At 59.7% G+C, this 24,225-nt stretch carries 23 protein-coding genes; 8 read left to right on the forward strand and 15 right to left on the reverse strand.

All coding sequences use genetic code 11. The annotated features are described in order from the left end of the window. The first annotated feature begins 418 nt into the window (after positions 1-418). Positions 419-1,387, forward strand: a complete 969-nt coding sequence (locus MXF20_RS04415) for a GT-D fold domain-containing glycosyltransferase (RefSeq protein ID WP_325967828.1) — start codon at positions 419-421, stop codon at positions 1,385-1,387. Positions 1,388-1,589: 202 nt separating this feature from the next. After that, positions 1,590-2,909, forward strand: a complete 1,320-nt coding sequence (locus MXF20_RS04420) for an MFS transporter (protein ID WP_325967958.1) — start codon at positions 1,590-1,592, stop codon at positions 2,907-2,909. Between the two features lie 3 nt (positions 2,910-2,912). Here the strand turns inward: MXF20_RS04420 and MXF20_RS04425 are convergent, their stop codons facing one another. Continuing rightward, complete coding sequence (locus MXF20_RS04425; protein WP_325967829.1) at positions 2,913-3,545, reverse strand: DapH/DapD/GlmU-related protein; 633 nt, start codon at positions 3,543-3,545, stop codon at positions 2,913-2,915. 136 nt (positions 3,546-3,681) lie between these two features. On the opposite strand from MXF20_RS04425, the gene MXF20_RS04430 reads away from it, so the two are divergent. After that, on the forward strand, positions 3,682-4,584 hold the full coding sequence (locus MXF20_RS04430; protein WP_325967830.1) for a ParB/Srx family N-terminal domain-containing protein: 903 nt from the start codon (positions 3,682-3,684) through the stop codon (positions 4,582-4,584). 560 nt (positions 4,585-5,144) lie between these two features. On the opposite strand, the gene MXF20_RS04435 is transcribed toward MXF20_RS04430, so the two are convergent. The 14 genes from MXF20_RS04435 to MXF20_RS04500 form a co-directional block, all read right to left on the reverse strand. Next, positions 5,145-6,440, reverse strand: a complete 1,296-nt coding sequence (locus tag MXF20_RS04435; protein ID WP_325967831.1) for a sorbosone dehydrogenase family protein — start codon at positions 6,438-6,440, stop codon at positions 5,145-5,147. Further along, positions 6,437-6,859 carry a DUF2231 domain-containing protein gene (locus tag MXF20_RS04440; RefSeq protein WP_325967832.1) on the reverse strand — a complete coding sequence of 141 codons (423 nt, stop codon included), beginning with the start codon at positions 6,857-6,859 and terminating at the stop codon, positions 6,437-6,439. Before MXF20_RS04440 ends, MXF20_RS04435 begins: the two co-directional genes overlap by 4 nt. A 115-nt stretch (positions 6,860-6,974) precedes the next feature. Then, a complete protein-coding gene (locus MXF20_RS04445) occupies positions 6,975-7,811 on the reverse strand; it encodes an MBL fold metallo-hydrolase (protein ID WP_325967833.1) in 837 nt (278 codons plus the stop codon). A gap of 265 nt (positions 7,812-8,076) precedes the next feature. Further along, entirely contained in the window at positions 8,077-8,580 is a 504-nt protein-coding gene (locus MXF20_RS04450; protein WP_325967834.1) for a thioredoxin domain-containing protein, read from the reverse strand. Further along, positions 8,577-9,299 (reverse strand): DsbA family protein, encoded by a 723-nt coding sequence (locus MXF20_RS04455; protein WP_325967960.1) that lies wholly within the window; start codon positions 9,297-9,299, stop codon positions 8,577-8,579. The genes MXF20_RS04450 and MXF20_RS04455 overlap by 4 nt, the downstream gene beginning before the upstream one ends. After that, complete coding sequence (locus MXF20_RS04460) at positions 9,299-11,302, reverse strand: protein-disulfide reductase DsbD family protein (protein ID WP_325967835.1); 2,004 nt, start codon at positions 11,300-11,302, stop codon at positions 9,299-9,301. The genes MXF20_RS04455 and MXF20_RS04460 overlap by 1 nt, the downstream gene beginning before the upstream one ends. Positions 11,303-11,351: 49 nt before the next feature. Next, positions 11,352-11,702 (reverse strand): hypothetical protein, encoded by a 351-nt coding sequence (locus MXF20_RS04465; protein ID WP_325967836.1) that lies wholly within the window; start codon positions 11,700-11,702, stop codon positions 11,352-11,354. 120 nt (positions 11,703-11,822) lie between these two features. After that, positions 11,823-14,147 (reverse strand): pyrroloquinoline quinone biosynthesis protein PqqF, encoded by a 2,325-nt coding sequence (gene pqqF / locus MXF20_RS04470; RefSeq protein WP_325967837.1) that lies wholly within the window; start codon positions 14,145-14,147, stop codon positions 11,823-11,825. Further along, entirely contained in the window at positions 14,147-15,289 is a 1,143-nt protein-coding gene (pqqE, locus tag MXF20_RS04475; RefSeq protein ID WP_325967838.1) for a pyrroloquinoline quinone biosynthesis protein PqqE, read from the reverse strand. The genes pqqF and pqqE overlap by 1 nt, the downstream gene beginning before the upstream one ends. Then, positions 15,276-15,554, reverse strand: a complete 279-nt coding sequence (pqqD, locus tag MXF20_RS04480; protein ID WP_325967839.1) for a pyrroloquinoline quinone biosynthesis peptide chaperone PqqD — start codon at positions 15,552-15,554, stop codon at positions 15,276-15,278. Before pqqD ends, pqqE begins: the two co-directional genes overlap by 14 nt. Positions 15,555-15,558: 4 nt before the next feature. Beyond that, positions 15,559-16,314: a pyrroloquinoline-quinone synthase PqqC gene (gene pqqC / locus MXF20_RS04485; RefSeq protein WP_325967840.1), complete on the reverse strand. Its 756-nt coding sequence runs from the start codon at positions 16,312-16,314 to the stop codon at positions 15,559-15,561. Next, positions 16,311-17,237 (reverse strand): pyrroloquinoline quinone biosynthesis protein PqqB, encoded by a 927-nt coding sequence (gene pqqB / locus MXF20_RS04490; protein ID WP_325967841.1) that lies wholly within the window; start codon positions 17,235-17,237, stop codon positions 16,311-16,313. Before pqqB ends, pqqC begins: the two co-directional genes overlap by 4 nt. Before the next feature lie 55 nt (positions 17,238-17,292). After that, positions 17,293-17,364 (reverse strand): pyrroloquinoline quinone precursor peptide PqqA, encoded by a 72-nt coding sequence (gene pqqA, locus MXF20_RS04495; protein WP_010617686.1) that lies wholly within the window; start codon positions 17,362-17,364, stop codon positions 17,293-17,295. Positions 17,365-17,514: 150 nt separating this feature from the next. Then, positions 17,515-18,534, reverse strand: coding sequence for a dipeptidase (locus tag MXF20_RS04500; RefSeq protein ID WP_325967961.1), 1,020 nt, complete (start codon positions 18,532-18,534; stop codon positions 17,515-17,517). 387 nt (positions 18,535-18,921) lie between these two features. Here MXF20_RS04500 and sapA point away from each other — a divergent pair, with 387 nt between their 5' ends. The 5 genes from sapA to sapF are packed head-to-tail and all read left to right on the forward strand — an operon-like array spanning position 18,922 to position 24,187. Then, positions 18,922-20,544: an ABC transporter substrate-binding protein SapA gene (gene sapA, locus MXF20_RS04505; protein WP_325967842.1), complete on the forward strand. Its 1,623-nt coding sequence runs from the start codon at positions 18,922-18,924 to the stop codon at positions 20,542-20,544. Between the two features lie 2 nt (positions 20,545-20,546). After that, on the forward strand, positions 20,547-21,512 hold the full coding sequence (sapB, locus tag MXF20_RS04510) for a putrescine export ABC transporter permease SapB (RefSeq protein WP_325967843.1): 966 nt from the start codon (positions 20,547-20,549) through the stop codon (positions 21,510-21,512). Next, entirely contained in the window at positions 21,499-22,389 is an 891-nt protein-coding gene (gene sapC, locus MXF20_RS04515; protein WP_325967845.1) for a putrescine export ABC transporter permease SapC, read from the forward strand. Before sapB ends, sapC begins: the two co-directional genes overlap by 14 nt. Next, positions 22,389-23,384, forward strand: coding sequence for a putrescine export ABC transporter ATP-binding protein SapD (gene sapD / locus MXF20_RS04520; protein WP_325967846.1), 996 nt, complete (start codon positions 22,389-22,391; stop codon positions 23,382-23,384). Before sapC ends, sapD begins: the two co-directional genes overlap by 1 nt. Beyond that, a complete protein-coding gene (gene sapF, locus MXF20_RS04525) occupies positions 23,384-24,187 on the forward strand; it encodes a putrescine export ABC transporter ATP-binding protein SapF (RefSeq protein ID WP_058758607.1) in 804 nt (267 codons plus the stop codon). Before sapD ends, sapF begins: the two co-directional genes overlap by 1 nt. Positions 24,188-24,225 lie beyond the last annotated feature (38 nt).

The raw sequence follows: 24,225 nt of genomic DNA on the forward strand, positions 1-24,225 counted from the left end.
GCGCCCCGCTTCGCTCGGAGTGTGAGTAAAATCACGTTTCAATTTTGTTAGAGGAAATTAATCAATCATCATGAAAATCCGCATTTTTTGATAACGCGCTGAAGGCTGGCTTTGTTCTGGCCGGTATCGCTACGCCGCAGCGGATAATCTTCAGCACCGCTTATTCTGGTGAAATTATTTAATTGAATCGCTGCATCCGGCTGCGATTTCTCCTGGCAATAACGTCGCCATGTGCGGAAAAAACAGGCGCTGATGCGCTTTGCCGTGATAATTGCGTTAAATTCAGCTGGATTAAATTGATAAACAGAAAACGGCGTTTGTTATTTTGAGAGTTTCCTCAGCCTGTATAGGCAATTAAACGATGATATAAATCCTTTTACTGCTCTGCGGCGAGGCCGCTTATAACAAGAAGGTTATTATGATCAGCGCAGACGCTTTTTATCGCAAATTACGTTTTCCGTTTAAACTCACACATGCTGCCGTTAAATTTCCACTGGCCAATGCGCACGCCCGGCAATATCAGGTGCTGTCAGCGGAGCAAACCATCGATCTGTTGCTCAGTAATGACCGGCTCTCGGTGTGTCGCTATGGCGATGGGGAACTGGAAATGACGTTATTCAAAAATATTGGTTTTCAGTCCTTTGATGAACGCCTTTCTATCCGGCTGAAAGAGATCATGCGCCGGGGTACGCAGGACGATAATCACTGTCTGCTGTGTATGCCCGATGCTTTTCGTGGTACCGGTAATATGCGTTTTGGCTCAGCACTTTTCTGGTTTTTTCATAAGGCGTTTTTCTTCCGCCACTACGAGCAGTTATTAAAGAAAGGCTATCGCTATGGCAATACGTCGGTGACGCGGCCTTATCATGATTACAAAGATAAACAGCCAGCGGCGCGTATTTTTGCCAAATTTAAACAGCTGTTTCACGATAAAAAAATTCTGATTGTGGAAGGCAGCGGCACGCGCCTCGGTATCGGTAACGACCTGCTGGATGGCGCGCGGCAGATCCAGCGTATTACTACCCTGAACCGAAACGCATTTTCCGTTTATAACGAGTTGTACAGCAGCGTACTGACGCACGCCTGCGAGTTCGACATGGTATTGATCTCGCTGGGCCCGACGGCCACCGTGCTGGCCTACGACCTGAGTCAGCACGGCATTCGCTGCATCGACACCGGCCATATCGATATCGAGTATGAGTGGATGCGCAGCGCGGCGCGCACCAAAGTGCAGGTCGCGGGGAAAAATGTGAATGAGGTCGGCGTGTTACAGAGTGACGAGCAGCGTGAAATGGATGCGCATTATCGTAGCCAGATTCTGCTGCACGTCGGTTTAGGTCAGGAGCCGCTGCGCAGCGCCGCGGTGGTGACTCAGCCGGTAGTATGATGCGCCGCACCGTAACCGGTCGCGCCGGCGATCGGTTTGGTGCAGCGCGCTCAGATGGCCGTTTATTTATTAGCCAGCGCGATGATTGGCGCGGTGATGGCCAGCGCGCAGTGCCTCGCCGAACAACGATTAGTTAGCAGCCTTAGCAATCTGGCATTACCTTTGCTTAATGATTCCTGTGTTCATTTTCAGGAGTCGCATGATGAAAGCGTCCTCAACCCGCTACACCATTTTCTCGCTGCTGTTTCTCATCGCACTGATTAACTACATCGATCGCGGTGCGTTGTCGTTTGCCGCCAACGCCATCTCACAGGAATTTCACTTCACGAAGGTTCAGCTCGGTGCCGTACTCGGCTACTTCGGCTTTGGTTATCTGTTCGGGTCGCTGTGCGGCGGCTTTCTCGCCGACCGGCTCGGCACCAAAAAAGTCTGGCTGATGGCCGGTATCCTGTGGTCACTGCTGGAGATCGCCACCGCGTGGGCCGGAGAGCTGGGCATGGCGCTGTTTGGCGGCTCGGCGATCATGGGATTTGCCGCGCTGCGCGTGCTGTTTGGCTTCAGCGAAGGACCGGCCTATGCGCTGATGAACAAAACCATCGCCCACTGGGCGCCGGATAATGAACGGGGATTTGCGCTCGGGATTGGCCTGCTGAGCACCCAGGTGGGCTCACTGCTGACCGCGCCGATTGCCGTCGGGCTGCTGCTGCTCACCAATGACTGGCGCATGATGTTTATGCTGCTCGGTGCCTTTTCGCTGCTGGCGATGCTGCTGTTTGCCCGTCACTTTACCGATACGCCGCAGCAGCACCCGCGCACCAATGCCGCGGAGCGTCAGCTGATCATTGCCGGGCAACGTCAGCAGGCGCAGGAAGACGGTGCGCTGCCGTGGTGGCGTTTCTTTACCAGCCGCACGCTGGTGTGTAACGCGCTGGGCTATTTCAGTTTCCTCTACATCACGTTTACCCTCGTGACCTGGCTGCCGAAATATCTGCAGGATAACTTTCACTACGACCTGCACTCGCTGTGGTATGTGGCGATGATTCCCTGGAGCGGTGCCTGCCTGACGGTGCTGCTGGGTGGCCGCATCGCCGATCGCCTGCTGGCGCGCTTTAACAATCTGCGGCTGGCGCGCAACCTGTTTGCCGCCGTGACGCTGTGCGCCACCGCCTGCTGCTTTATGGCCATTCCCTGGGTTGGATCTGCTGCCGGGATTATCGCGCTGATGACGCTCGGCAATGCACTCAATGCGCTGGTCAATAACGTTTACTGGTCGGTCGTGATTGACGTGACGCCGAAGGCATCGGTCGGTACCTTCAGCGGCATGACGCTGGCCATCGCCAACCTCGCCTCGATCATTTCACCGATGCTGTGCGGCTGGCTGGCGCAATATTACGGTTATAACGCCATGTTTACCGTTACGGCGTGTATCGCCTTTGGCAGCATGCTGGCCATGACGCTGCTGCAGCCGGAAAAACGCCTGCAGGCCGATGCGCCGCAGCCCGCCGCGCAGCAGGCTGTTTAAGGGTTAGCGCCCGTGCCGCTGGCAGAAGGCGGCGATGTCCGGCGACTGAAAATCCGCCAGATGCGCCATCAGCTTCTCCAGCGGCCAGTTCCACCAGGCAATCGCCTGCAGCTGGGCGGCAATGTCCGAGCTAAAACGGGCACGTATCGGTTTCGCCGGCACGCCTCCGACGATGGTGTAAGGCGGCACATCTTTACTCACCACCGCACCGGCCGCCAGCACCGCGCCGTCACCGACCGTCACGCCGGGCAGCACGATTACGCCGTGACCGATCCACACATCATGACCAATGATCACCCGATCGGCACGACGTCCGGCAAAGAAACCACCGTCGCGCTGCGCGCGGCTGTCGTAATACTCCGGGCAGTAGGTAAAGCGATGCTGTGAAGCGCGATCCATCGGATGATTGGGCGCCCCGATGCGTACCTGGTTGGCGATGGCGGTGAAGCGGCCAATCTGCGCATCCGCCACGCAGCAGTGTTCCCCAAGATAAGAAAAATCACCCAGCTCGCTGTATTCCAGGTAGCTGTGCGCCAGAATTTCACACTGCTGGCCAATCTGCGTGTCGCGCAGGCGCACACTGGGATCGATTGCGGTGTGTTGCAGTTTAGCGGGATGCTGTGCGGTGAGGGACATGACGCGGTGCTCCAATGTGGTCAGATGTCTGGATAAGGGGTTGCCTGAAGGCAACGGCGAGCCACAACACTAGAGCGGGAAGATGACAGGAATGCTATCGTGATGCTCCACCGGGAGATCTTCAGGAGAAAATGGAATGAAAGCGTCCCTGCCATTGTTAGCTTTGCTGTTCACCACATCCTCTGCCTTTGCCGCCCTGCCACCCGCCATCAAAGCCGGGGAGATTGTGCAGGTCGAACTGGCGCAGCTGCATCCGACTCAGGCGGCCATTGGTTATCGCCAGCTGGATTATAAGCAGCACCGTTATGAGGCCGATCCGGAAAAGCTGTTCGATGACTATTGCGAAAGCATGGGGCAAAAAGGGGTGAAAAGCTTTACGCCGCGCTCCACCCTGCACGATCCGGCCAGTTTCAGCTGTAAGGCGCCGGTCGGTAGCGAACCCGGCCCGATGAAGACGGCGGTGATTGGCCCGGATAATCAGCTGTATCTGACTGACGGTCACCATACGTTCAGCAATTTCGCGGACATTGCCGGCCTGTCGACGCCGGTACAGGTACGCATTACCGATGATTTCCGCCCGCTGAAAAGCCAGGCTGCTTTCTGGCAGAAAATGGCGGCAGCACATCTGGTGTGGCTGGAGACGCCAAACGGTAAAATCGCCCCCGAGGCGCTGCCGCAGGAGCTGGGTCGCCAGCATTTGCAGGATGATGAGTACCGTTCGCTGATCTATTTTGTGCGCGACATCGGCTTCGATAAGCCAGACAACCCGCCGCCGTTCCTGGAGTTCTTCTGGGGACAGTGGCTGAGCCGGGAACTGCCGCTGAAAGATTTTAATCTGCGCGACCGCGACGGCTATGCCGCAGCGGTGAAAAAGGTGGCGGAGAAGATGGTGAGCGTGCCGAAGGATACGGTGATTGCGCAGAGTGATAGTGGTCCGCTAACGGCGCAGTCGCTCGGTGCCAGAGACGTGGTGAACCAGAAGGCGCTGAAAAAGCTTAGCGCCGATAACGGTAAGCTGAGCTGGGCGTTTAAACGCTGAGGCGTCAGGCCGAAATGCGGTGCCGGCGGCTGACGCAGAAAGACGAAAAAAGGCGGAGGGGTGAGCTCCGCCTTGTTTCAAGTTCCGGTCAGTGCGCCTGACCGGTCAGTTGCAAAAGGGCAACGATGATTTGCAGGATCACCCGGACCAGGTCCAGGAGTAATCGAACAAGTTCCATCACTTTCCTTCTCCTCTGACAGGAGCGCGCTGTTCAGCTTTCGGGGCCCTGACTCTACCCGCCGACCGCCTAAGCACATCTGTGAGGAGCGCTGAGCGGCACTCATTGTGAAAGCCACAGGCCAGCACCACCTGAAACCTGCCGGGGTTTGACTATCCGCGCCCCTGGAGTCATCAGAAAACAATGCGCATCCGCCACGCTCAACACCTGTATAACCATACAGTATTTTAGCGAAACTTGAAATCTTTCGCTGCACATTTTATCATTCCTTTTGTGAGGAGTGCTGAGCACCCCGTTCCGAGCGCGGTTACCAGCCGGGTGACGAACATAAAAAAAGGATTTGGCCACGTCGCCAAATCCTTTTTTATTGCCTGCGATTCCCCTACTGCGCGGCGCTGATACGCCAGATCGCGTTGCCGGCATCATCCGCAATCAATACCCCGCCCTGATTATCCGTCGCCAGTCCAACCGGCAAGCCACGCACCTGTTTCTGATCGTCGGTGAGGAAGCCGGACACCACCGTCTGCGGTTGCCCGACCGGTTTGCCGTTTTCAAATTTCACCCAGATCACTTTATAGCCGTTAAGCGGCGTGCGGTTCCAGCTGCCGTGTTCACTGATGAACGCGCCGCCGCGATACTGCGGCATGTTGTCCGCACCGTAGAACAGCAGGCCGAGCGGTGCCACGTGTGAGCTCAGCGCATAGTCCGGCTTGATGGCTTTCGCGACCAAATCCGGCCGCTGCGGCTGCGCACGCGGATCGACGTGCTGACCATAATAACTGTACGGCCAGCCGTAGAAGCCCTTGTCCTGCACCGAGGTGAGGTAATCCGGCACCAGATCCGATCCAATCTCGTCACGTTCGTTGGCGATGGCCCACAGCTTGCCGCTTTGCGGTTCCCACTGCAGCCCGGTGGGATTGCGGATGCCGCTGGCATAGATGCGGCTGGCACCGGTTGCGGCGTCCACTTCCCATACCGCCGCGCGGCCATACTCTGCGCCAATGCCGTTCTCGGTGATGTTGCTGTTGGAGCCGACGCCGACGTACAGTTTGCTGCCGTCCGGACTGGCGAGCAGCGCTTTGGTCCAGTGGTGATTCAGCTCACCGCCCGGCAGCGATGTCACCTCTTCCGGCGGCGTGCGGATTTCGGTTTCGCCAGTCTGATAAGGGAATTTCACCAGGCTGTCGGCGTTAGCGACGTACAGCGTATTGCCAACCAGCTGCATGCCAAACGGCGCGTTGAGATTTTCGATAAACCGGTGCTGTTGCCACTTGCCGTTGACGTTGCGCAGCAGCGTGATGCGGTTACCGCCCGGGCCACCTTTGCCGGATGATTTCTGCACCAGGCTCATGATCAGCTCTTTCGGTGCCGTCACCGGGTTTTTCACCCCGTTGGCTTCTGCTACCAGCACGTCACCGTTCGGCAGCACATACAGCTGTCGCGGATGCATCAGGCTGGCCGGGATTTTCTCGATTTTCAGGCCGTCAGCCACTTTCGGCTTCTCACCCTCTTTCCACGCGGTGCCTTCCGGCACCTGCATCGGTGGCATGAAGAAGTTTTTGGCCTGCGGCAATTCCGGATCAGGACCGATTTGACGCTGAGGATCCAGGTCCGATCCACTGTCACAGGCGCTCAGCAGCACGGCGAGCCCCAGCACACTCATTACACGAATTTTCATGGGCGACCTCCCTGTAAACGGCGCTCGCGCAGCGCCAGCTGCAGATTCGCGACCAGCAACAGCACCACCACCACTGTGGACAGCGTGACACCCATCGGCACCACGGCATACGCATCGCGGCTGTGGATGAACGCGTTAACGATCGCCAGCACGATCGCCAGCAGTGACAGCCAGAAGTGGGTTTTCTCGGCCGGCGGCGCGCCGCGGAATAAATGAATCAGGCTGATTAGTCGCGGCAGGATTGCCAGCACCAGTCCGATGGCGATGAGCCAGCTGGCGGCTTTGGTCCACATCACGATGAAGGTTTGCAGGTAGATGATATCGAACAGCCAGGCAGCGAAGAAAAAGCCCAGCGGCAGCGGCTCCAGCAGAGTAAACAGCGTCACGCCGACAACCGATCGTCCCGAGATATGGTACATCGCACTCTCCCTTTTACAGTTTTTTCAGGCAAGAGCGATCCGGCCAGGCATCGCTTCGCACGCCTGAGAAATATTAGTAAAGATAAAGAGTAATGCGCAGTGCCCGCACAAAAAGCTAACCGTGACGCCGGAACTGGCGAAGTTCCTGCGCGTCATGGCTGCAGAACAGCTGGACTTCCTGCGGGTGCTGCAGTGACAGCGCACGCAGCCGCTGCTGATTCGTGTGCCAGGCGGCACGGTCGCTGCACATCAGGCGCTGATAGGCGCGCAGGCCGGGCGTACAGTGGCGCTGGCTGTGGTACATTTCACCGCGATAAAACCAGGCGTCGCCGCCGTGCAGCAGCCAGCCGCCCTGATGACGAATCGCCACGCCCGCATGACCCAGCGTATGTCCGGGCAGCGGCACCAGCAGGATCTCATCACTGAGATCGTCGACTGCCTTCACCGCATCAAAACCATACCAGCGCTCGCCGCCACTGGCGTAACCGCGCCAGCCATCGTGCGCCGTCCACTGCTGCGGCCGGAATCGCTGACGCGCCAGCCAGCTGCTATTGTCCGCCTGGGTTACAGAGTCCAGTTCACGCTGCAGCAGATGAATGCGGGCGGCCGGAAAATCACTGATGCCGCCGGCGTGGTCAAAATCGAGGTGGGTCAGAATGATATGGCGCACATCCTCCGGGCGAAAACCCAGCAGCTGAATCTGTGCCAGCGCGCTGAGCTGTTCATCATAGCGAATATTATTCAGCGCGCGGAAAAAGCCCGACAGGCGACGGTCAGGTTGCCGCATGTCCTGGCTGCCCAGACCGGTATCTACGAGGATCAGGCCGTGACGATCGGTTTCCAGCAGTAAGCAGTGGCACACCAGTTCAGCGAACGGGCCCTTGCTGAAACCATCGAATAATGCGCCGCCGAGCGGACACATGCAGCCACAGTTGAGATGATGAATTCGCATTGCCCCACCCCCAAAATAAAAAATGGCGTGATGGTTCCGCCATTTAAATAATAAATACGTGCCAGTAACTTATTATATATGTGCCAGGATGGCGGTAAATGCAAACCCGCTTTAGATATTCATTTTACACTTTATTAATTTCATATTATTTTCAATCACCTGAAATATTATACCTGCGGATTAAATAACGAAAAAAAAATAACCGCAGCGAGTTGTTATTTCCGCTGCGGTTATTTAACGCGCCGGTTAATCTTTTCTGATTTAATCAGGCAACGTGCGTCGCCCACCACAGACGCAGCTTCAGCCCCCAGCTGCTGGTCCAGCCGCTGCTGGTGCTCACCACCTTGCCCTGATGCAGCACGATGAACGTCGGCGTAGCGCTGATTTGCCAGCGCTGTCCCAGCGCCCCGCTTTCGTCATTGACGGCGAGACCCTGCAGCCCTTTTTTATCCAGCCAGGTGGCGACGCGCGCATCACTGCCGGATCGCAGAGCCACGCTGACCACCTGCGTGCCATGCTGACTGAGCGCGGCCACCGTCGGTGTGGTGAGTTTGCACACGCCGCACCAGCTGGCCCAGACGTAAACCAGCACCGGCTGCTGCTGGCTCAGCGTCGCCAGATTCACCTCACCCTGCAGCGCGCTGAGCGGCTGCAAGGCCACATCCGCAGGCAGCTGCGGCGCACGCAGCCAGTCCATGGCCAGCAGCAGCGCCGCCGCCATCAGCAACAACAGCACGCCTTCGCGCAGCCAGCGGCGTAGCCGGCTCATGGCTGAGCCTGCAGCGCACCTTTCACCGCCGCCTCCAGCTGCGCATAAGGTACGGCACCGCTGATCAGCTGATTGCCCACCAGTGTGGCAGGTGTGCCCTGCACACCGAGCTGCTGCGCCAGCGTCAGATTGAGGTTAATGGTGTCGAGGCTGGCCGTGCTCGGCGCCGGCAGGCTGATGCCACTTTTTTCCAGCGCAGCAGCGATGCTGGCTTCATCATGATTCCCTTTCTTCGCCATCAGCCGTTCATGCAGCTTAAGAAAGTTTTTCGGCTGCTGCTCCCACACCGTCAGTGCCAGGCGCGCCGAACTGAGTGAGCTTTCCGCGCGGTACGGCAGCGGTTTCAGCACCACGGCCACCTGCGGATAGTTGTGCAGCAGTTTTTCGATATCCGCCTCAAACTTTTTGCAAAACACGCAGTTGTAATCAGTGAAATAGACCAGCGTCAGTGCCGGTTTTGCCGCGCCCATACGCGGAGAACCCGCATCGTCAAACAGCGCGGCGCGGTTTTTCTCTACCATCTGCGCCACCACGTTTTGCTGCTGGCGCGCGGCTTCTTTATCAAATGCGTCGGCGGCTTCGGCCAGAATCGCCGGATTTTGCACCAGCGTTTCGCGAATCAGCTGTTTGATACGCGCTTCCTGTTCCGGTGTAAACGGCGTGGTGGCCAGTGCAGGCGCAGCCAGCAACATCAGCGAAAGTAACAGGGATTTTTTCATCATTTTTTTGCCTCAGAGAGTGTGGAAATCACCGCATCACGACTTAACAACGGCGATAAAATCTGGCCGTGCGGCAGTGCCGGGCCGTAAATCTGGTTAAAGGGAATTGCTACACGATCGCGGCGGCGCAGGAACTCGCCGATGGCCGGATCCGGCTGCGTCCAGTCACCGCGCAGCAGCACCACATCCTCTGCGCCGAGGGCGGCGCGCACGTCGGGCTGCTTCAGCACCCGCGATTTGTTCACTTTGCAGGTAATGCACCAGTCAGCGGTGACATCGACGAATACGCGCTTATCCTGCTCCAGTGCCTGATTGATGGCGGCTTCGGTCAGCGGTTGCCACACCAGCGACTCTTCTTCCGGGGAGAGGCGCGTCAGCAGTAACAGCGCGCCGGCCAGCGTCACGATGATGAACACCAGTCCTGCCTGCGGCAGCGCGCGGCGTGCGATCAGCCAGCCGATGAGCACCAGCAGCAGGATGGCCGCCAGCAGCATGGCGACGGTGCTGCCCCAGTGCGGAATCAGCAGCGTCACCAGCCACAGCGTTGCCAGCAGCATCAGCAGCCCCAGCAGCGTGCGCAGATGCAGCATCCAGCGCCCCGGGCGCGGCAGGCAACGCGCCATGCCCGGCAGCGCGGCAACCAGCAGCCACGGCAGACTCATACCGACGCCGAGCGCAACAAACAGCAGCCACAGCTGCGGCAGCGGCGCAGTCAGCGCATAGGCCACGGCGGTGCCGAGAAACGGTGCGCTACACGGCGTCGCCAGCAGCGTGGCAAAGGCCCCCTGGCCGAAGTGTCCGGCCAGGCCGCTGCCGCCGTGGGTGGCCAGCCGGGTAGTCAGGCCGGAAGGCAGGCGGAAATGCAGCAGATCGAACAGACTGGCGCTGAACAGGAACATCACCAGCACCATCAGCAGCAGAAAGCCGCTGCTCTGAAACTGAATGCCCCAGCCCAGCGCCTGGCCGCTGAGGCGTAGCACCGTCATCAGCAATGACAGCAGCAGGAAAGAGAACACAATTCCGGCGCTGGACGCGAGAAACTGCTGGCGCGTCTGGCGTCGCGTTTGTCCCTGCTGCTGCACCAGGCTGCTCAGTTGGATCGCCAGCACAGGCAGCACGCACGGCATCAGATTAAGAATCAGCCCGCCGAGCAGCGCCAGCAGCAGCACCGACCACAGCGTGGCGTTGCCGTCAGCGGCAGAAAACAGCGGCTGCTGACCAATAGTCAGCTGGCTTTGCTGAGCGATACCGGCGTCGGCAACCACCAGCGACAGCGCTTTACCGCGCAGGTCCGGCGCGGCCTCGCCCCATTCGTCGGTCACCGCCACCCGCGCGGTGAGCGTTTCGCCCTGCACGCTAATCTGCGGCGCCGCCAGCATGCTGCCCTGCGGATAATCAAAGAACAGCTCGGGCTGCTGCCAGCCCTGCTGACGCTGCGCCCGGATTTGCAGGACGCCATCGACGAAGCTGGCATCAAGCTGATCGGTCAGCCCGCTGTCAGCCGGGATCTGCCCCATCGCCTGGGCGAAGTCACGCGCAAAAGCCGGACTGGCGGGCTTCGAGAGATCGAGCTGGAACGGAAAGTCCGTCAGAATGCAGACGTCGCTACAGGTGGACAGCGTCAGGGTGCCAGCCAGCGTGCCCTGTGGCGCAGGTTCAAGCACGATGGGCAGCGTGACGTTGCCTTTGTAGCCCTGCGTGGTGAGGCCGCTGACGTCAAAGCGCGCTGGCGCTGGCCACGACCAGCGGGCGTTAATATCCGGCGTTTCCCAGCGGATTTCCGGCGCGACGCCGCCTTCACCCGGCGTGCGCCAGTAGGTTTTCCAGCCCGGCTGCAGACGAATATCCAGCAGTAGCTGCAGGTTGTCGCCCTGCGGCGCGGCGCGCAGGCGCACTTCGGCGTGGCTGTTTTGCGCAGAGCGCAGCCAGCCGGTATCGGCGGCCTGCACGGTCAATGCGCAGCTCGCCAGCAGGAGCAGCAGGCTCCTGATCAGGAATGTCATGATAGTTTCTCCGGTGAATAACAGGGGTTACGCGGTGGAATGCGTGGTGTTATTCGCGGAAAACGCAAAGCGTGAGATGGCGCCGTCGCAGCGGCACCCGCAGCGGTTCACGCCGCCAGAAAGTGACAGACGACGTCTGGAATAGCGTGGCGATCAACGCCAGCAGCAGGACGAGGAACGGCAGTGCGGTATCCAGCAGCGGCGCGCTGCCGCTGAGTGACTTTGCCCCCAGCGCGCAGGGTTTATCACTGCTGGCACCGTCATCCGCGGCGGCACTGTGTGCAGAGACGCTTACCACCGGCTGAGTTGGCAGATTGAAGCTGCGCTGGACGAGACAAAATGCCAGCACCAGACAAACCAGTGCCAGAATCCATTTTGCGCGTTGGGGCGATATCGTCATGCCACAGCCTCAGAGAAAAGTGCGGGCAGTTTATGCAAAAGCAGCAGAAACACCAAGTCCTGCTGTGTAAACTTTTGTCTTTATGCCGGCGGGAGTGGACTGACTGTAGCGAGGGAAAGATTATTCACATTGATTAATCAGCAAGCGCCAGCGGCGACGCTGGCGCAGCAGGCGCTGATGCAGTTGCTGTAACTGCGGTAACGTGAGCGCGGCGACCGCTTCTGGCGTGAGCACCGGCAGCCCCTGTTGCTGCCGCAATGCCTCGCTGGCGGCATCGGCGTTTTGCTGTGGCTGGCACTGCGTCAGCAGTGTTGACTGCCAGCCCTGCAGCGTTTCATCGTTGAGGGCGGCGAGCTCACTCACCATGTCACGCAGAAACGTTTTACAGTGTTGCAGCAGCGTGCGCCAGCCAGTAGACGGTGATTGCAGCGCCAGCTGCAGCCCATCCACATCTGCTACGCGCTGATAGCGCGCCGACACCACATAGCCAATCTGTTGCTCGACCCGCAGCCGCTGAAAGAAACGCGGTTCGAACAGCAGCGCCAGCGCGCGCAGCGCCGCAAGGCTGGCGTTGTCGGCGTCGGGCAAGGGAATAAACAGCAGCAGCGCCTGATCGTTCGCCGCGCAGCGCAGCGCAGTGACGCCGCGTTGTAGCGCAGGCGCGCGCGATTGCGCGTTCTGCTGCCGGACCAGACCGCTCAGCCAGTGCGCGGCGTACCGGCTGGCGTTCTCACTGTTGCCGCACCAGACGGCCTGCCACCCGGGATGCGCAGCGGGTGGCAGCAACTGCTGCGGTAGCGCTTCCAGCAACTGACGAATCGCAATAGTTTGTGCAGCACGGTGCGGTTGCGGCACCACCGGTGCGTTGAGTGCCGCCAGCACCTCTGGCAGCTCGCGTAGCGCCTGGGTTGCGGTGACAGGCAGCTCAATCACCAGCTGCCACACGCCCTGCTGCAGCTGCCAGTTTCCGCTGCCGCCGGCATGGCGCAGCGCGGCCAGACGTGGGCGCAGCTGCTGCTGCCAGCTTAGCGCCGCTTCATCGCTCAGGGTGTGATAAAACGCCGGGCGCACCAGTAGCGTTTCCCGCGCCTGCACCGGCGTCACCCGCGGTAATGACGGGCCGTTCGCCGGCAACGCAGGCAGATGCGCACCGGCTGGACGGGGATAAAACGCCCAGCTCACCGGCGCGGCTGGCGCGGGTTTTGTTTGCGGCCATGGCGCACGCTGCAGTAAAAAACCCTGTGTTAAATCAGGTTGTGCGGTCACCCGGCGCTGGGTCAGCAGCCGCGTGCAGGGTGCCTGTGGCAGCGCGGCAATGAAGCCGGTGAAACCGGCGGGAACGTCAGCTGACGGTGCCGATCCCAGCGCCCGTCCGCGCAGCTGCGTCAGCGGCGACAGCGCGGCGAAATCCTGCTGTGTCAGATGCAAATAGTGGCGATGCTGTGCTGGCGTGGCAGCGCGCAGCGCATTCAGATGCTGCCAGAACAGCTGTTCAATGCGTTGTGCTGCCTGCGGCGACAGCTTCGGCGCGCTGAAGCGCAGCGCCAGCCAGCTGTGCTCCGCACTCTGCCACAGCCATTCACACTGCAGCGATGCGCACAGTTGCTCGCTGCGCAGCTGCGCCAGCAGGCTGCCAGGCGCTTCATCCAGCCAAAATGCTTCCAGTAAGGTGACGTTGTCACGCAATGCGGCTTCTTTGCCGGGTATTAACAGGCTAAGCCAGAATGCCTCTTCACCGGGAAGCTGGATGAGCGTGTCGGCACGCGCGAGTGCGGTAATCGATGGCAGTGCGGAGAGCACCGCGCCGGTTGACTGACGAGCGGCAAACGCTTCGGCCAGCTGCTGTAATTCATCTAGGGAATGCGGTCCGCTCAGCCACAGCTGCTGGTTGGCGGCGACGAAATGCTGCTGATGAAAAGTCCGCAGCGCCTGCTGTAACTGCGTGACGTTGTCACCGAAATGCTCTGCGCTCCCGACGCGAAAGCGGCGTAATGCGCCACCGCCGGCATCGAGCAGCGCCGCCTCACTCAGCGTTTCAGCATGGTGTTGCAGCAGCTGATATTCGGCATCAATGACCGCCACTTCCTGCGCAATCGCCGCACCAGTCAGCAAAGGAGCAGCCAGCATGTCCGCCAGCTTTGCCACGCCCGCCGCCAGTGCCTGCGCCGGCAGCTGAAAGAACCAGGCGCTGCGGCTGAGCTGCGTGGTGGCATTCACCTGACCGCCCTGTTGCTGCAGCCACGGCATCAGGCGCGCATCGCCGCTACACTCCGCGCTGTCGCAAAACAGCAGGTGTTCCAGCAGATGCGCCAGGCCGGGCCAGCGGTCGGGCTCGTGCAGACTGCCCGCGTCGACCCGCACCAGCGCCGCGCTTTCCCGCGCGTCGGGCTGATGAGACAGATGACAGCGCAGGCCGTTGGCCAGCGTCAGGCTGCGCACGGGCATCAGGTGACCCGCTGTTTAAAAATCAGTTCAGAGTTGCTGCGGTTGCGGAACTGCAGCTGGGCGATTTTGATATCGCTGCAGCTGGCTTCACGGCGAGCCTCAAGAATTTTTCCGTGATGCGGCGACTTGCTGCACACCGGATCGGTATTGTCGGCATCGCCGGTCAGCATGTAGGCCTGGCAGCGGCAACCGCCGAAATCTTTCTCTTTCTCATCGCAGGAGCGGCACGGCTCTGGCATCCAGTCGAAGCCACGGTAGCGATTGAAGCCAAACGAGTTGTACCAGATTTCCTCCAGGCTCTGCTCCAGCACTGAAGGGAACTGCACCGGCAGCTGGCGCGCACTGTGACAGGGTAACGCCGTGCCTTCCGGCGTCACGCTGAGAAATATCGATCCCCAGCCGCCCATACAGGGTTTGGGCCGCTCTTCGTAGTAATCCGGCGTAACGAACAGCAGATTGGTGAGATTACCGCTGCTGCCCATGCGCTCACGGTAGCGTGCAACCACCGCTTCGGCGCGGGCAATCTGCTCGCGGGTTGGCAGCAGCCCCTGGCGGTTAAGATGCGCCCAGCCGTAGAACTGGCAGGTGGCCAGCTCGACATCGTCCGCTTCCAGCTCAATACACAGATCGATGATTTTATCGATCTGATCGATGTTATGGCGATGCAGCACGAAGTTCAGCACCATCGGGTAGCCGTGCTTTTTCACCGCTTTCGCCATCGCCAGCTTCTGCTGAAACGCCTTTTGCGAACCGGCCAGCGCGGCATTCAGCGTTTCATCGCTCGCCTGGAAACTGATCTGGATGTGATCCAGCCCGGCTTCGGCGAAAGCGTCGAGCTTTTTCTCTGTCAGGCCGATACCGGAGGTGATCAGGTTGGTGTAAAAGCCCAGATCGCGCGCGGCGCGAATCAGCTCCGGCAGGTCTTTGCGCGTCAGCGGTTCGCCACCGGAAAAGCCCAGCTGCACGCTGCCCATGGCGCGCGCCTGGCGGAACACCTCAATCCACTGTTCGGTGCTCAGCTCCTGTTCCTGCTGAGAAAAATCCAGCGGGTTCGAGCAGTAAGGACACTGCAGCGGGCAGCGATAAGTCAGTTCCGCCAGTAGCCACAGCGGCGCATTCACGCCAGGTTTATTCGGGTTCACGGCACTGGATCCACTTCTGTTCAATGGCCGATTGCAGGAAATCTTTGACGTCATCGTCGACGCCGCCCGCTTCCGGGAAACGCGCATTGAGCGTGGCAATAATGGCCGCCACATCCTGCTTACCGGTCACCAGTTCCAGAATGGCGGCAGCGGTTTCATTCAGCTTCGCCATCCCTTCCGGGTAAAGCACCACGTGGCTGTCCTGCGCCGCTTCCCACTGCAGACGATAGCCGCGGCGAAACGCCGGAATCAGAGAATCTTTCATGTGATTACACCAGTCTTGTACTGTGCCAGGCGACCTGATCGGTCACCGTGTGGTACGGCGGACGCTGCAGCGCGTATGCCATGGTCATGGCATCCAGCATGGTCCAGAGAATATCGAGTTTAAACTGCAGAATCTCCAGCATGCGGTTCTGCTGCTCTGCGCGGGTAAAGACTTCCAGCGCCAGCGCCAGGCCGTGCTCGACATCGCGGTTTGCCTGACTCAGGCGGCTGCGGAAGTAGAAGTACCCTTCCTCTTTGATCCACGGATAATGCTGCGGCCAGCTGTCGAGGCGCGACTGATGGATTTGTGGGGCAAACAGCTCGGTGAGCGAACTGCACGCCGCTTCCTGCCAGTTGGCGCGGCGCGCAAAATTGACGTAAGCGTCAACGGCAAACCGTACGCCCGGCAGCACCAGCTTCTCTGACAGCAGCACCTGGCGATCGAGACCAACCGCTTCTCCCAGCTGCAGCCAGGCTTCAATGCCGCCTTCCTCACCGTTACGGCCGTCGTGATCGAGGATACGCTGTACCCATTTACGGCGCGTCGCCGGATCCGGGCAGTTGGCCATGATCGCCGCATCTTTCAGCGGAATATTGGTCTGATAGTAAAAACGGTTCGCCACCCAGCCCTGAATCTGCTCGCGCGTCGCGGTGCCATTGTGCATCGCGATATGGTAAGGATGATGAATATGGTAATACGCGCCTTTGGCACGCAGCGCCTGTTCAAAGGCTTCGGGTGACAACGCCTCGGTAATGATCACGATGCGGACTCCTGCAAATGGATCGCCATGCCGTCCCAGCTCACTTCAATGCCCTGCTGCGTCAGGAACTGGCGCTGCGGCGAATGCTCGTTGAGAATCGGATTGGTGTTGTTAATGTGAATCAGAATTTTGCGTCTGGCCGGCAGCGCAGCCAGCAGCGCCATCAGCCCCTGCTCTTCCGCCAGTGCCAGATGGCCCATCGCTTTGCCGGTATTTTTGCCGACGCCGGTGGTCAGCAGCTCATCGTCCTGCCACACGGTGCCGTCGATCAGCAGACAGTCGGCTTTTTGCAGCCACGGCACAATCACCGCATCCGGTTCGCCGAGGCCCGGCGCATACAGCAGCGTCTGGCCGCTGGCGGTGTTTTCGATAAACAGCGCCACGTTGTGACCCGGCAGCGGACGATCGCGATACGGCGAATACGGTGGCGCATTGCTGAGAATCGGGATAGCGGTGAATTGCAGACTGGCGCAGACGTCAACGCGGAACGGCTCAAGCGGCGTCAGCGCGCGATGCTGCAGGCCACCGTTCCAGTGCTGCAGCATAGTGAAAATCGGGAAACCGCTGGTGAGATCGGCATGCACTTCCGGCGTGCACCATACCTGATGCGGGCAGCCTTCACGCAGGCTCAGCAGGCCGGTGGTGTGGTCGATCTGACTGTCGGTCAAAATGATGCTGCCAATCGCCGTACCGCGCAGCACACCGTGTTTCACCAGTTCCGGCGTGCGGGCGATTTGCTGACTGATGTCCGGCGAGGCGTTGCACAGCACCCAGTCGCTACCGTTATCACTGACAATAATCGAGGATTGAGTGCGCGCCTGCGCCTGGAGCATGCCGTTACGCAGACCGCTGCAGTTGGCGCAGTTACAGTTCCACTGCGGGAAGCCACCGCCAGCCGCCGAACCGAGGACTTTAATAAACATGTGAAGGACCGAAGCAGGAAAAGAAAATGCCCGCACGAACGGCGGGCAGGACGTCTTAGCGGTTGGAGATGTACAGCGTCACTTCCAGGCCCAGACGCAGGTCAACAAACTCAGGCTTTTTCCACATAATATTCTTCCTCATAGTCTTAAAACGCAGAGCAGGCTCTGCTAAAAAACATTGCGACAGAAGCAAGGCTTCCGCCAGCAATGGATAACGCGGGGCGATGTTGCGCCAATGTAGCGATCTTATCAACCCTGATTGCGTAAGGAAATGCGCTTACGCGTGCCAGATACGTTGCAATACCCGCTGCCAGTTGCCCCAGGCAAGTTGTTCCAGCAATGCCTGATCATAGTTGAGACTGCGCATCAGCGCATACAGACGCGGCAAACCGGTAACATCTTTCAGCTCGGCGGGCACGCTGATGCCGTCAAAATCCGACCCCAGCGCAACATGTTCGCTTCCCATGATAGTCATCAGATGCTCACAGTGTTTAACAATTTCGATCAAGCCGCCGTCATCGTCGCGCTTACCGTCGGCGCGCAGAAAGGCGTTACCAAAATTGATACCGACCAGGCCGCCGCTGTCACGAATCGCCCGCAGCTGGTCGTCAGTAAGGTTGCGCGGCTGTGGGCACAGCGCGTGCGCATTGGAATGGCTGGCAACCAGCGGCGCGGATGAGAGCCGGGCCGTGTCCCAGAATGCTTTTTCATTCATGTGCGACACGTCGATCATCATGCGCTGCTGATTCGCCAGCGCGATCAGGCGCTCGCCGTCAGCGGTCAGCCCCGGACCGCTGTCCGGCGAACCGGGAAACGCGCCGGTAACGCCAGCGCCAAAGCGATTTTCCAGGTTCCAGAACGGACCGATGCTGCGCACGCCCGCCTGCCAGAAGGCGGCAAGGTCGGCGCCGTCGCCGTCAAAGCCATCCGCGCCCTCAATGTGCGCCACCATCGCCAGCACGCCGTCGCGCCGGCAGGCGGCGATATCGGCGCTGCTGAGGCACAGGCGCGCCCGGCCGTCAGAACGTGCCACCAGCGTTTTCAGAATCTCCAGCTGCTGCCACAGGATCGCCAGCGGCTGCCACGCTTCTGCGGCCCGCTGCGGCGCCACTTCGCTGACGTAGCGCTGCGGCGGCACAAACAGCGCGAACAGTCCGCCAGCAAACCCGCCCTGCTGCATGCGCGAAAAATCAAGGTGGCCGTTTTCAATGCCGTTGAAGAAGGCAGCGGCGGGATCGTCGCGATGATGCAGCCACAGATTGAGCAGCAGATCGTTATGACCATCGAAAGTTTTGATTAGCATTGGCTTATCCGCCCGGGAATTCATGGCGTTATGCTACGCGTGTCGCGCAGGTTCGCCAAATACCGGCGCACAAAGCGTGTGTTCAGCCTGGCCAGCACAAAAAAAAGCCCGCAACACGAGGTGCGGGCAACGTAATACTGGAAGCAATGTGAGCAATGTCGTGCCCTTCTTCGGTAGAGCCACCGTCGAAGTGCGGAAGAATAATAATCATTCTTATTATCATCTGTAAAGTGCTAATTGAGAATTTTTCTCATCTCCACACTAACTCTGTGCTTACCGCCGCCTCAGGCTGGGTAAAAAAGAGGCAGATGCGCGGCGAATTTGGGGAGTGCGCATGCTTTGCGATACACTCTTGCTATTGCCCGAGAATCGTTGAGTTCTATGCCAAAAATATTCCCCGCGCTGCTGCTTGGTCTCAGCGTTCTGAGTGCCTCTGCGCTCGCCGCACCGACGGATTCCATCCGCCACAGCGGCTTTGTCTATTGCGTGAACGGCACCGTCAACACCTTCAACCCGCAGATGGTCAGCAGCGGGCTGGTGGTCGATACGCTGGCGGCACAGCTGTATGACCGCCTGCTGGACGTCGATCCTTATACCTATCGCCTGATCCCCGATCTGGCGCAGAGCTGGGAAGTGCGCGATAACGGCGCAACGTACCGCTTCCACTTGCGCAAAGATGTTTCGTTCCAGCACACCAACTGGTTTACGCCGACGCGCAAAATGAACGCCGACGATGTGGTCTTCAGTTTTGCCCGCATGTTTGATCGCCAGCATCCGTGGCATAACGTCAACGGCGGCAGCTATCCCTACTTCGACAGCCTGCAGTTTGCCGACTCGGTGCAGAGCGTGAAGAAGCTGGATAACGACACGGTAGAGATCCGCCTCAACAGCCCTGACGCCTCGTTCCTGTGGCATATTGCCACCCACTACGCGCCGGTGCTGTCGCAGGAGTACGCCAGCCAGCTGAGCGCGGCAGGCCAGCAGGAACAGCTGGATCGTCAGCCGGTAGGCACCGGCCCGTTCCAGCTGAGTGAGTACCGCACCGGACAATATCTGCGCCTGGCGCGCAATCCGCACTACTGGAAAGGCGTGCCGCGTCTGCAACAGGTAGTGATCGACCTCGGCGTGGGCGGCACTGGCCGCCTGTCGAAATTGCTGACCGGCGAATGCGACGTGCTGGCCTATCCGGCCGCCAGTCAGCTGTCGATCCTGCGAGACGATCCGCGCCTGCGCATGACGCTGCGTCCCGGCATGAACATTGCCTATCTGGCGTTCAACACCCGCAAACCGCCGCTCGACCGTCCGGAAGTGCGCCACGCGCTGGCGCTGGCGATCAACAACGAACGTCTGATGGAATCTATCTATTACGGCACGGCGGAAACCGCGGCGTCGATTCTGCCGCGCGCCTCATGGGCCTACGACAATGATGCGCGCGTGACCGAATACAATCCGGCCAAAGCGCGCGAAGCGTTAAAAGCGCTGGGCATTGAGGATTTGCATCTGCGTATGGTGGTGCCGACCACCTCAATGTCGTGGAACCCCAGCCCGCTGAAAACCGCTGAGCTGCTGCAGGCGGATCTGGCGCAGGTGGGCGTGCGCGTCACCATCGCCCCGGTCGAGGGGCGTTTTCAGGAAGCGCAACTGATGGCCATGAATCATGATTTGACCCTCACCGGCTGGGCTACCGACAGTAACGATCCGGACAGCTTCTTCCGCCCGTTACTGAGCTGCGCGGCGATTCGTTCGCAGACCAACTACGCGCACTGGTGTTCACCGGCGTTCGATGAGGCGCTGCAGCGCGCGCTGCTGTCGCAGCAGCTGTCGGCGCGTATCGACAGCTACGATCGCGCCCAACAACTGCTGGCGCAGGAGCTGCCGGTGCTGCCGCTGGCGTCGTCGCTGCGCCTGCAGGCCTATCGCCACGATATTAAAGGCCTGGTGCTGAGTCCATTTGGTAACGCCTCGTTCGCCGGGGTTTACCGCGATGAGCACGGCGAGGAGTAAGCATGATCATCTATCTGTTACGTCGCCTGCTGTTGCTGATCATCACCCTGTTCTTACTCTCACTGGTAAGCTTCAGCCTAAGCTATTTTACGCCCAACGCACCGCTGGAAGGTGCCTCGCTGTTCGATGCCTGGTGGTTCTGGTTCAAAGGCCTGCTGCAGTTTGATTTTGGCGTCTCCAGCACCAACGGTCAGGCGATTGATCTGCAATTGCGCGAGGTGTTTCCCGCCACGCTCGAACTGTGCGTGCTGGCATTTATGCTGGCGCTGCTGATCGGTATTCCGCTCGGCATCTGCGCCGGCGTAATGCGCAATAAATGGCAGGATAAAGCCATCAGCGCGCTGGCGCTGCTCGGTTTCTCGATGCCGGTGTTCTGGCTGGCGCTGCTGTTTACCCTGCTGTTCTCGCTAACGCTCGGCTGGCTGCCGGTTTCCGGTCGTTTCGATCTGCTGTATCCGGTACAGAACATTACCGGTTTTGCCCTGATTGACGCCTGGCTCAGCCCTTCACCGTGGCGGCACGAGATGCTGGTCAGCGCGCTGACGCACCTGATTCTGCCGGTGATCGTGCTGGCCGTGGCGCCGACCACCGAAGTGATTCGCCTGCTGCGCAACAGTACCAGCGACGTAATGGACAAAAACTATGTCAAGGCGGCAGCGACGCGCGGACTGTCGCGCTTCACCGTGATTCGCCGTCACGTGTTGCACAACGCGCTGCCGCCGGTGATCCCGCGTTTGGGCCTGCAGTTCTCTACCATGCTGACGCTGGCGATGATCACCGAAGTGGTGTTCAACTGGCCCGGACTGGGACGCTGGCTGATCAACGCCATCCGTCAGCAGGATTATGCGGCGATCTCCGCAGGCGTGATGGTGGTTGGCGGGCTGGTGATTCTGGTCAGCGTACTGTCGGATATTATCGGTGCGGCGCTCAATCCGCTGAAACACAAGGAGTGGTATGCCCTCAGATAACATCTACGCCGAGAAGCGGCTGCCGAGCGCGTTTCGCCTCAGCTGGCAGCGTTTCTACCGCGATACCAGCGCCATGATTGGCCTGTACGGCTTCGGCATGCTGCTGTTTCTGTGTCTGTTTGGCGGCCTGCTGTCCCCTTACGGCATCGACCAGCAGTTTCTCGGTTATCAGCTGTTGCCGCCGTCGTGGTCGCGCTACGGCGATGTCTCCTTCTTTCTCGGCACCGACGATCTGGGCCGCGATGTGCTAAGCCGCTTGCTGAGCGGTGTAGCGCCGACGGTTGGCTCTGCGCTGCTGGTTACGGTGCTGGCGGCAATCTGCGCCATGCTGCTGGGGGTGCTGGCGGGTGTGACCCACGGTTTGCGCTCGGCGGTGATGAATCACGTGCTGGACACGCTGCTGTCAATTCCCTCTCTGCTGCTGGCGATTATTGTGGTGGCCTTTCTCGGACCGCGACTGGAGCATGCGATGCTGGCGGTACTGCTGGCGCTGATCCCGCGTCTGGTGCGCGAAATCTACACCGCAGTGCATGACGAGATGGAAAAAGAGTATGTGGTGGCGCTGCGGCTGGATGGCGCGCGCAACCTGAATATTCTGTGGAATGCGGTGTTGCCCAACATCCTGCCGCTGCTGGTGAGTGAGTTTACCCGCTCGCTGTCGATGGCGATTCTGGATATCGCCGCGCTCGGTTTCCTCGATCTCGGCGCGCAGCTGCCCTCGCCGGAATGGGGCGCGATGCTGGGTGACGCGCTGGAGCTGATTTACGTAGCGCCGTGGACGGTGATGCTGCCGGGGGCCGCGCTGATGGTAAGCGTACTGATTGTTAACCTGCTGGGCGATGGCATCCGTCGCGCTGTCGCTGCGGGAGTGGAATAATGCCGTTACTCGACATCCGAAATCTCACCATTGAATTCATGACCGCAGAAGGTCCGGTGAAGGCGGTCGATCGTATCAATCTGACGCTGAACGAAGGCGAAGTGCGCGGCCTGGTGGGCGAATCCGGCTCGGGGAAAAGTCTGGTGGCCAAAGCCATCTGCGGCGTGACCAAAGACAACTGGCGTGTCACCGCCGACCGCATGGTGTTTAATGATATCGATCTGCTGCGCCTGTCGCCGCGCGAGCGGCGGCGCATCGTGGGCCATAATGTCTCGATGATTTTTCAGGAGCCGCAATCCTGTCTCGACCCGTCGGAGAGCGTGGGCCGCCAGCTGATGCAGGCGATTCCGCGCTGGACCTTTAAAGGGCGCTGGTATCAGCGCCTGTGGTTCTGGCGCAAAGAGCGCGCCATTGAGCTGCTGCACCGCGTCGGCATTAAAGATCACAAAGACATCATGCGCAGCTTCCCGTATGAGCTGACCGAGGGCGAATGTCAGAAAGTGATGATCGCCATCGCGCTGGCCAACCAGCCGCGCCTGCTGATTGCCGATGAGCCGACTAACGCCATGGAGCCGACCACCCAGGCGCAGATTTTCCGCCTGCTGAGCCGCCTCAATCAGAATAACAACACCACGATTTTGCTGATCAGCCACGACCTGCGCACCATGAGCCAGTGGGCGGACCGCATCAACGTGATGTACTGCGGACAAACGGTGGAAACCGCGCAGAGTGACGATCTGATGGAGACGCCGCACCATCCGTATACCCAGGCGCTGATCCGCGCGATGCCCGATTTCGGCCGTGCGCTGCCGCATAAAAGCCGCCTGAATACGCTGTCCGGCGCGATTCCGTCGCTGGAACATCTGCCGATTGGCTGCCGGCTTGGCCCGCGCTGCCCTTACGCGCAGCGAAAGTGCATTGAAACACCGCGCCTGAGCGGCAGCAAAGCCCATCTTTATGCCTGCCACTTCCCGCTGAATATGGAGAGCCAGTAATGGAAACCTTATTGGAGGTGCGCAACCTGAGCAAAACCTACCGCTATCGCACCGGACTGTTTCGGCGTCAGCATGTGGAAGCGGTGAAAAACGTCAGTTTTACCCTGCGTGAAAAGCAGACGCTGGCCATTATTGGCGAGAACGGCTCCGGCAAATCCACGCTGGCGAAGATGCTGAGCGGCATGGTGGCACCGAGCGAAGGCGAGATGCTGATTGACGATCACCCGCTTAGCTACGGCGATTACGGTTACCGCAGCCAGCGGATTCGCATGATTTTTCAGGATCCGTCGACCTCGCTCAATCCGCGCCAGCGCGTGAGCCAGATTCTCGACTTTCCGCTGCGGCTGAATACCGATCTTGATGATGAGGCGCGCGAAAAGCGCATCATCGCCACGCTGCGCCAGGTCGGGCTGCTGCGCGATCACGCCGGCTATTATCCGCACATGCTGGCACCCGGCCAGAAGCAGCGTCTGGCGCTGGCGCGCGCGCTGATTCTGCAGCCGAAGGTGATTGTCGCCGATGAAGCCCTCGCCTCGCTGGACATGACCATGCGTTCGCAGCTGGTGAACCTGATGCTGGAGCTGCAGGAGAAACACGGCATCGCCTATATTTATGTCACTCAGCATCTCGGCATGATGAAGCACATCAGCGACCAGGTGCTGGTGATGCATCAGGGCGAAGTGGTGGAGCGCGGCGGCACTGCTGACGTGCTGGCCTCGCCGCTGCACGACTTAACCAAACGGCTGATCGCCAGCCATTTTGGCGAAGCGTTAACCGCCGAGGCGTGGCGGCGCGAGCGTTGAATGCTACCGTGCTAGCGGAAAACGCGGCGCGATTTACC

Origin of the sequence: Pantoea dispersa, from assembly GCF_035783935.1 — a bacterium.
Classification (GTDB): domain Bacteria; phylum Pseudomonadota; class Gammaproteobacteria; order Enterobacterales; family Enterobacteriaceae; genus Pantoea; species Pantoea dispersa_C.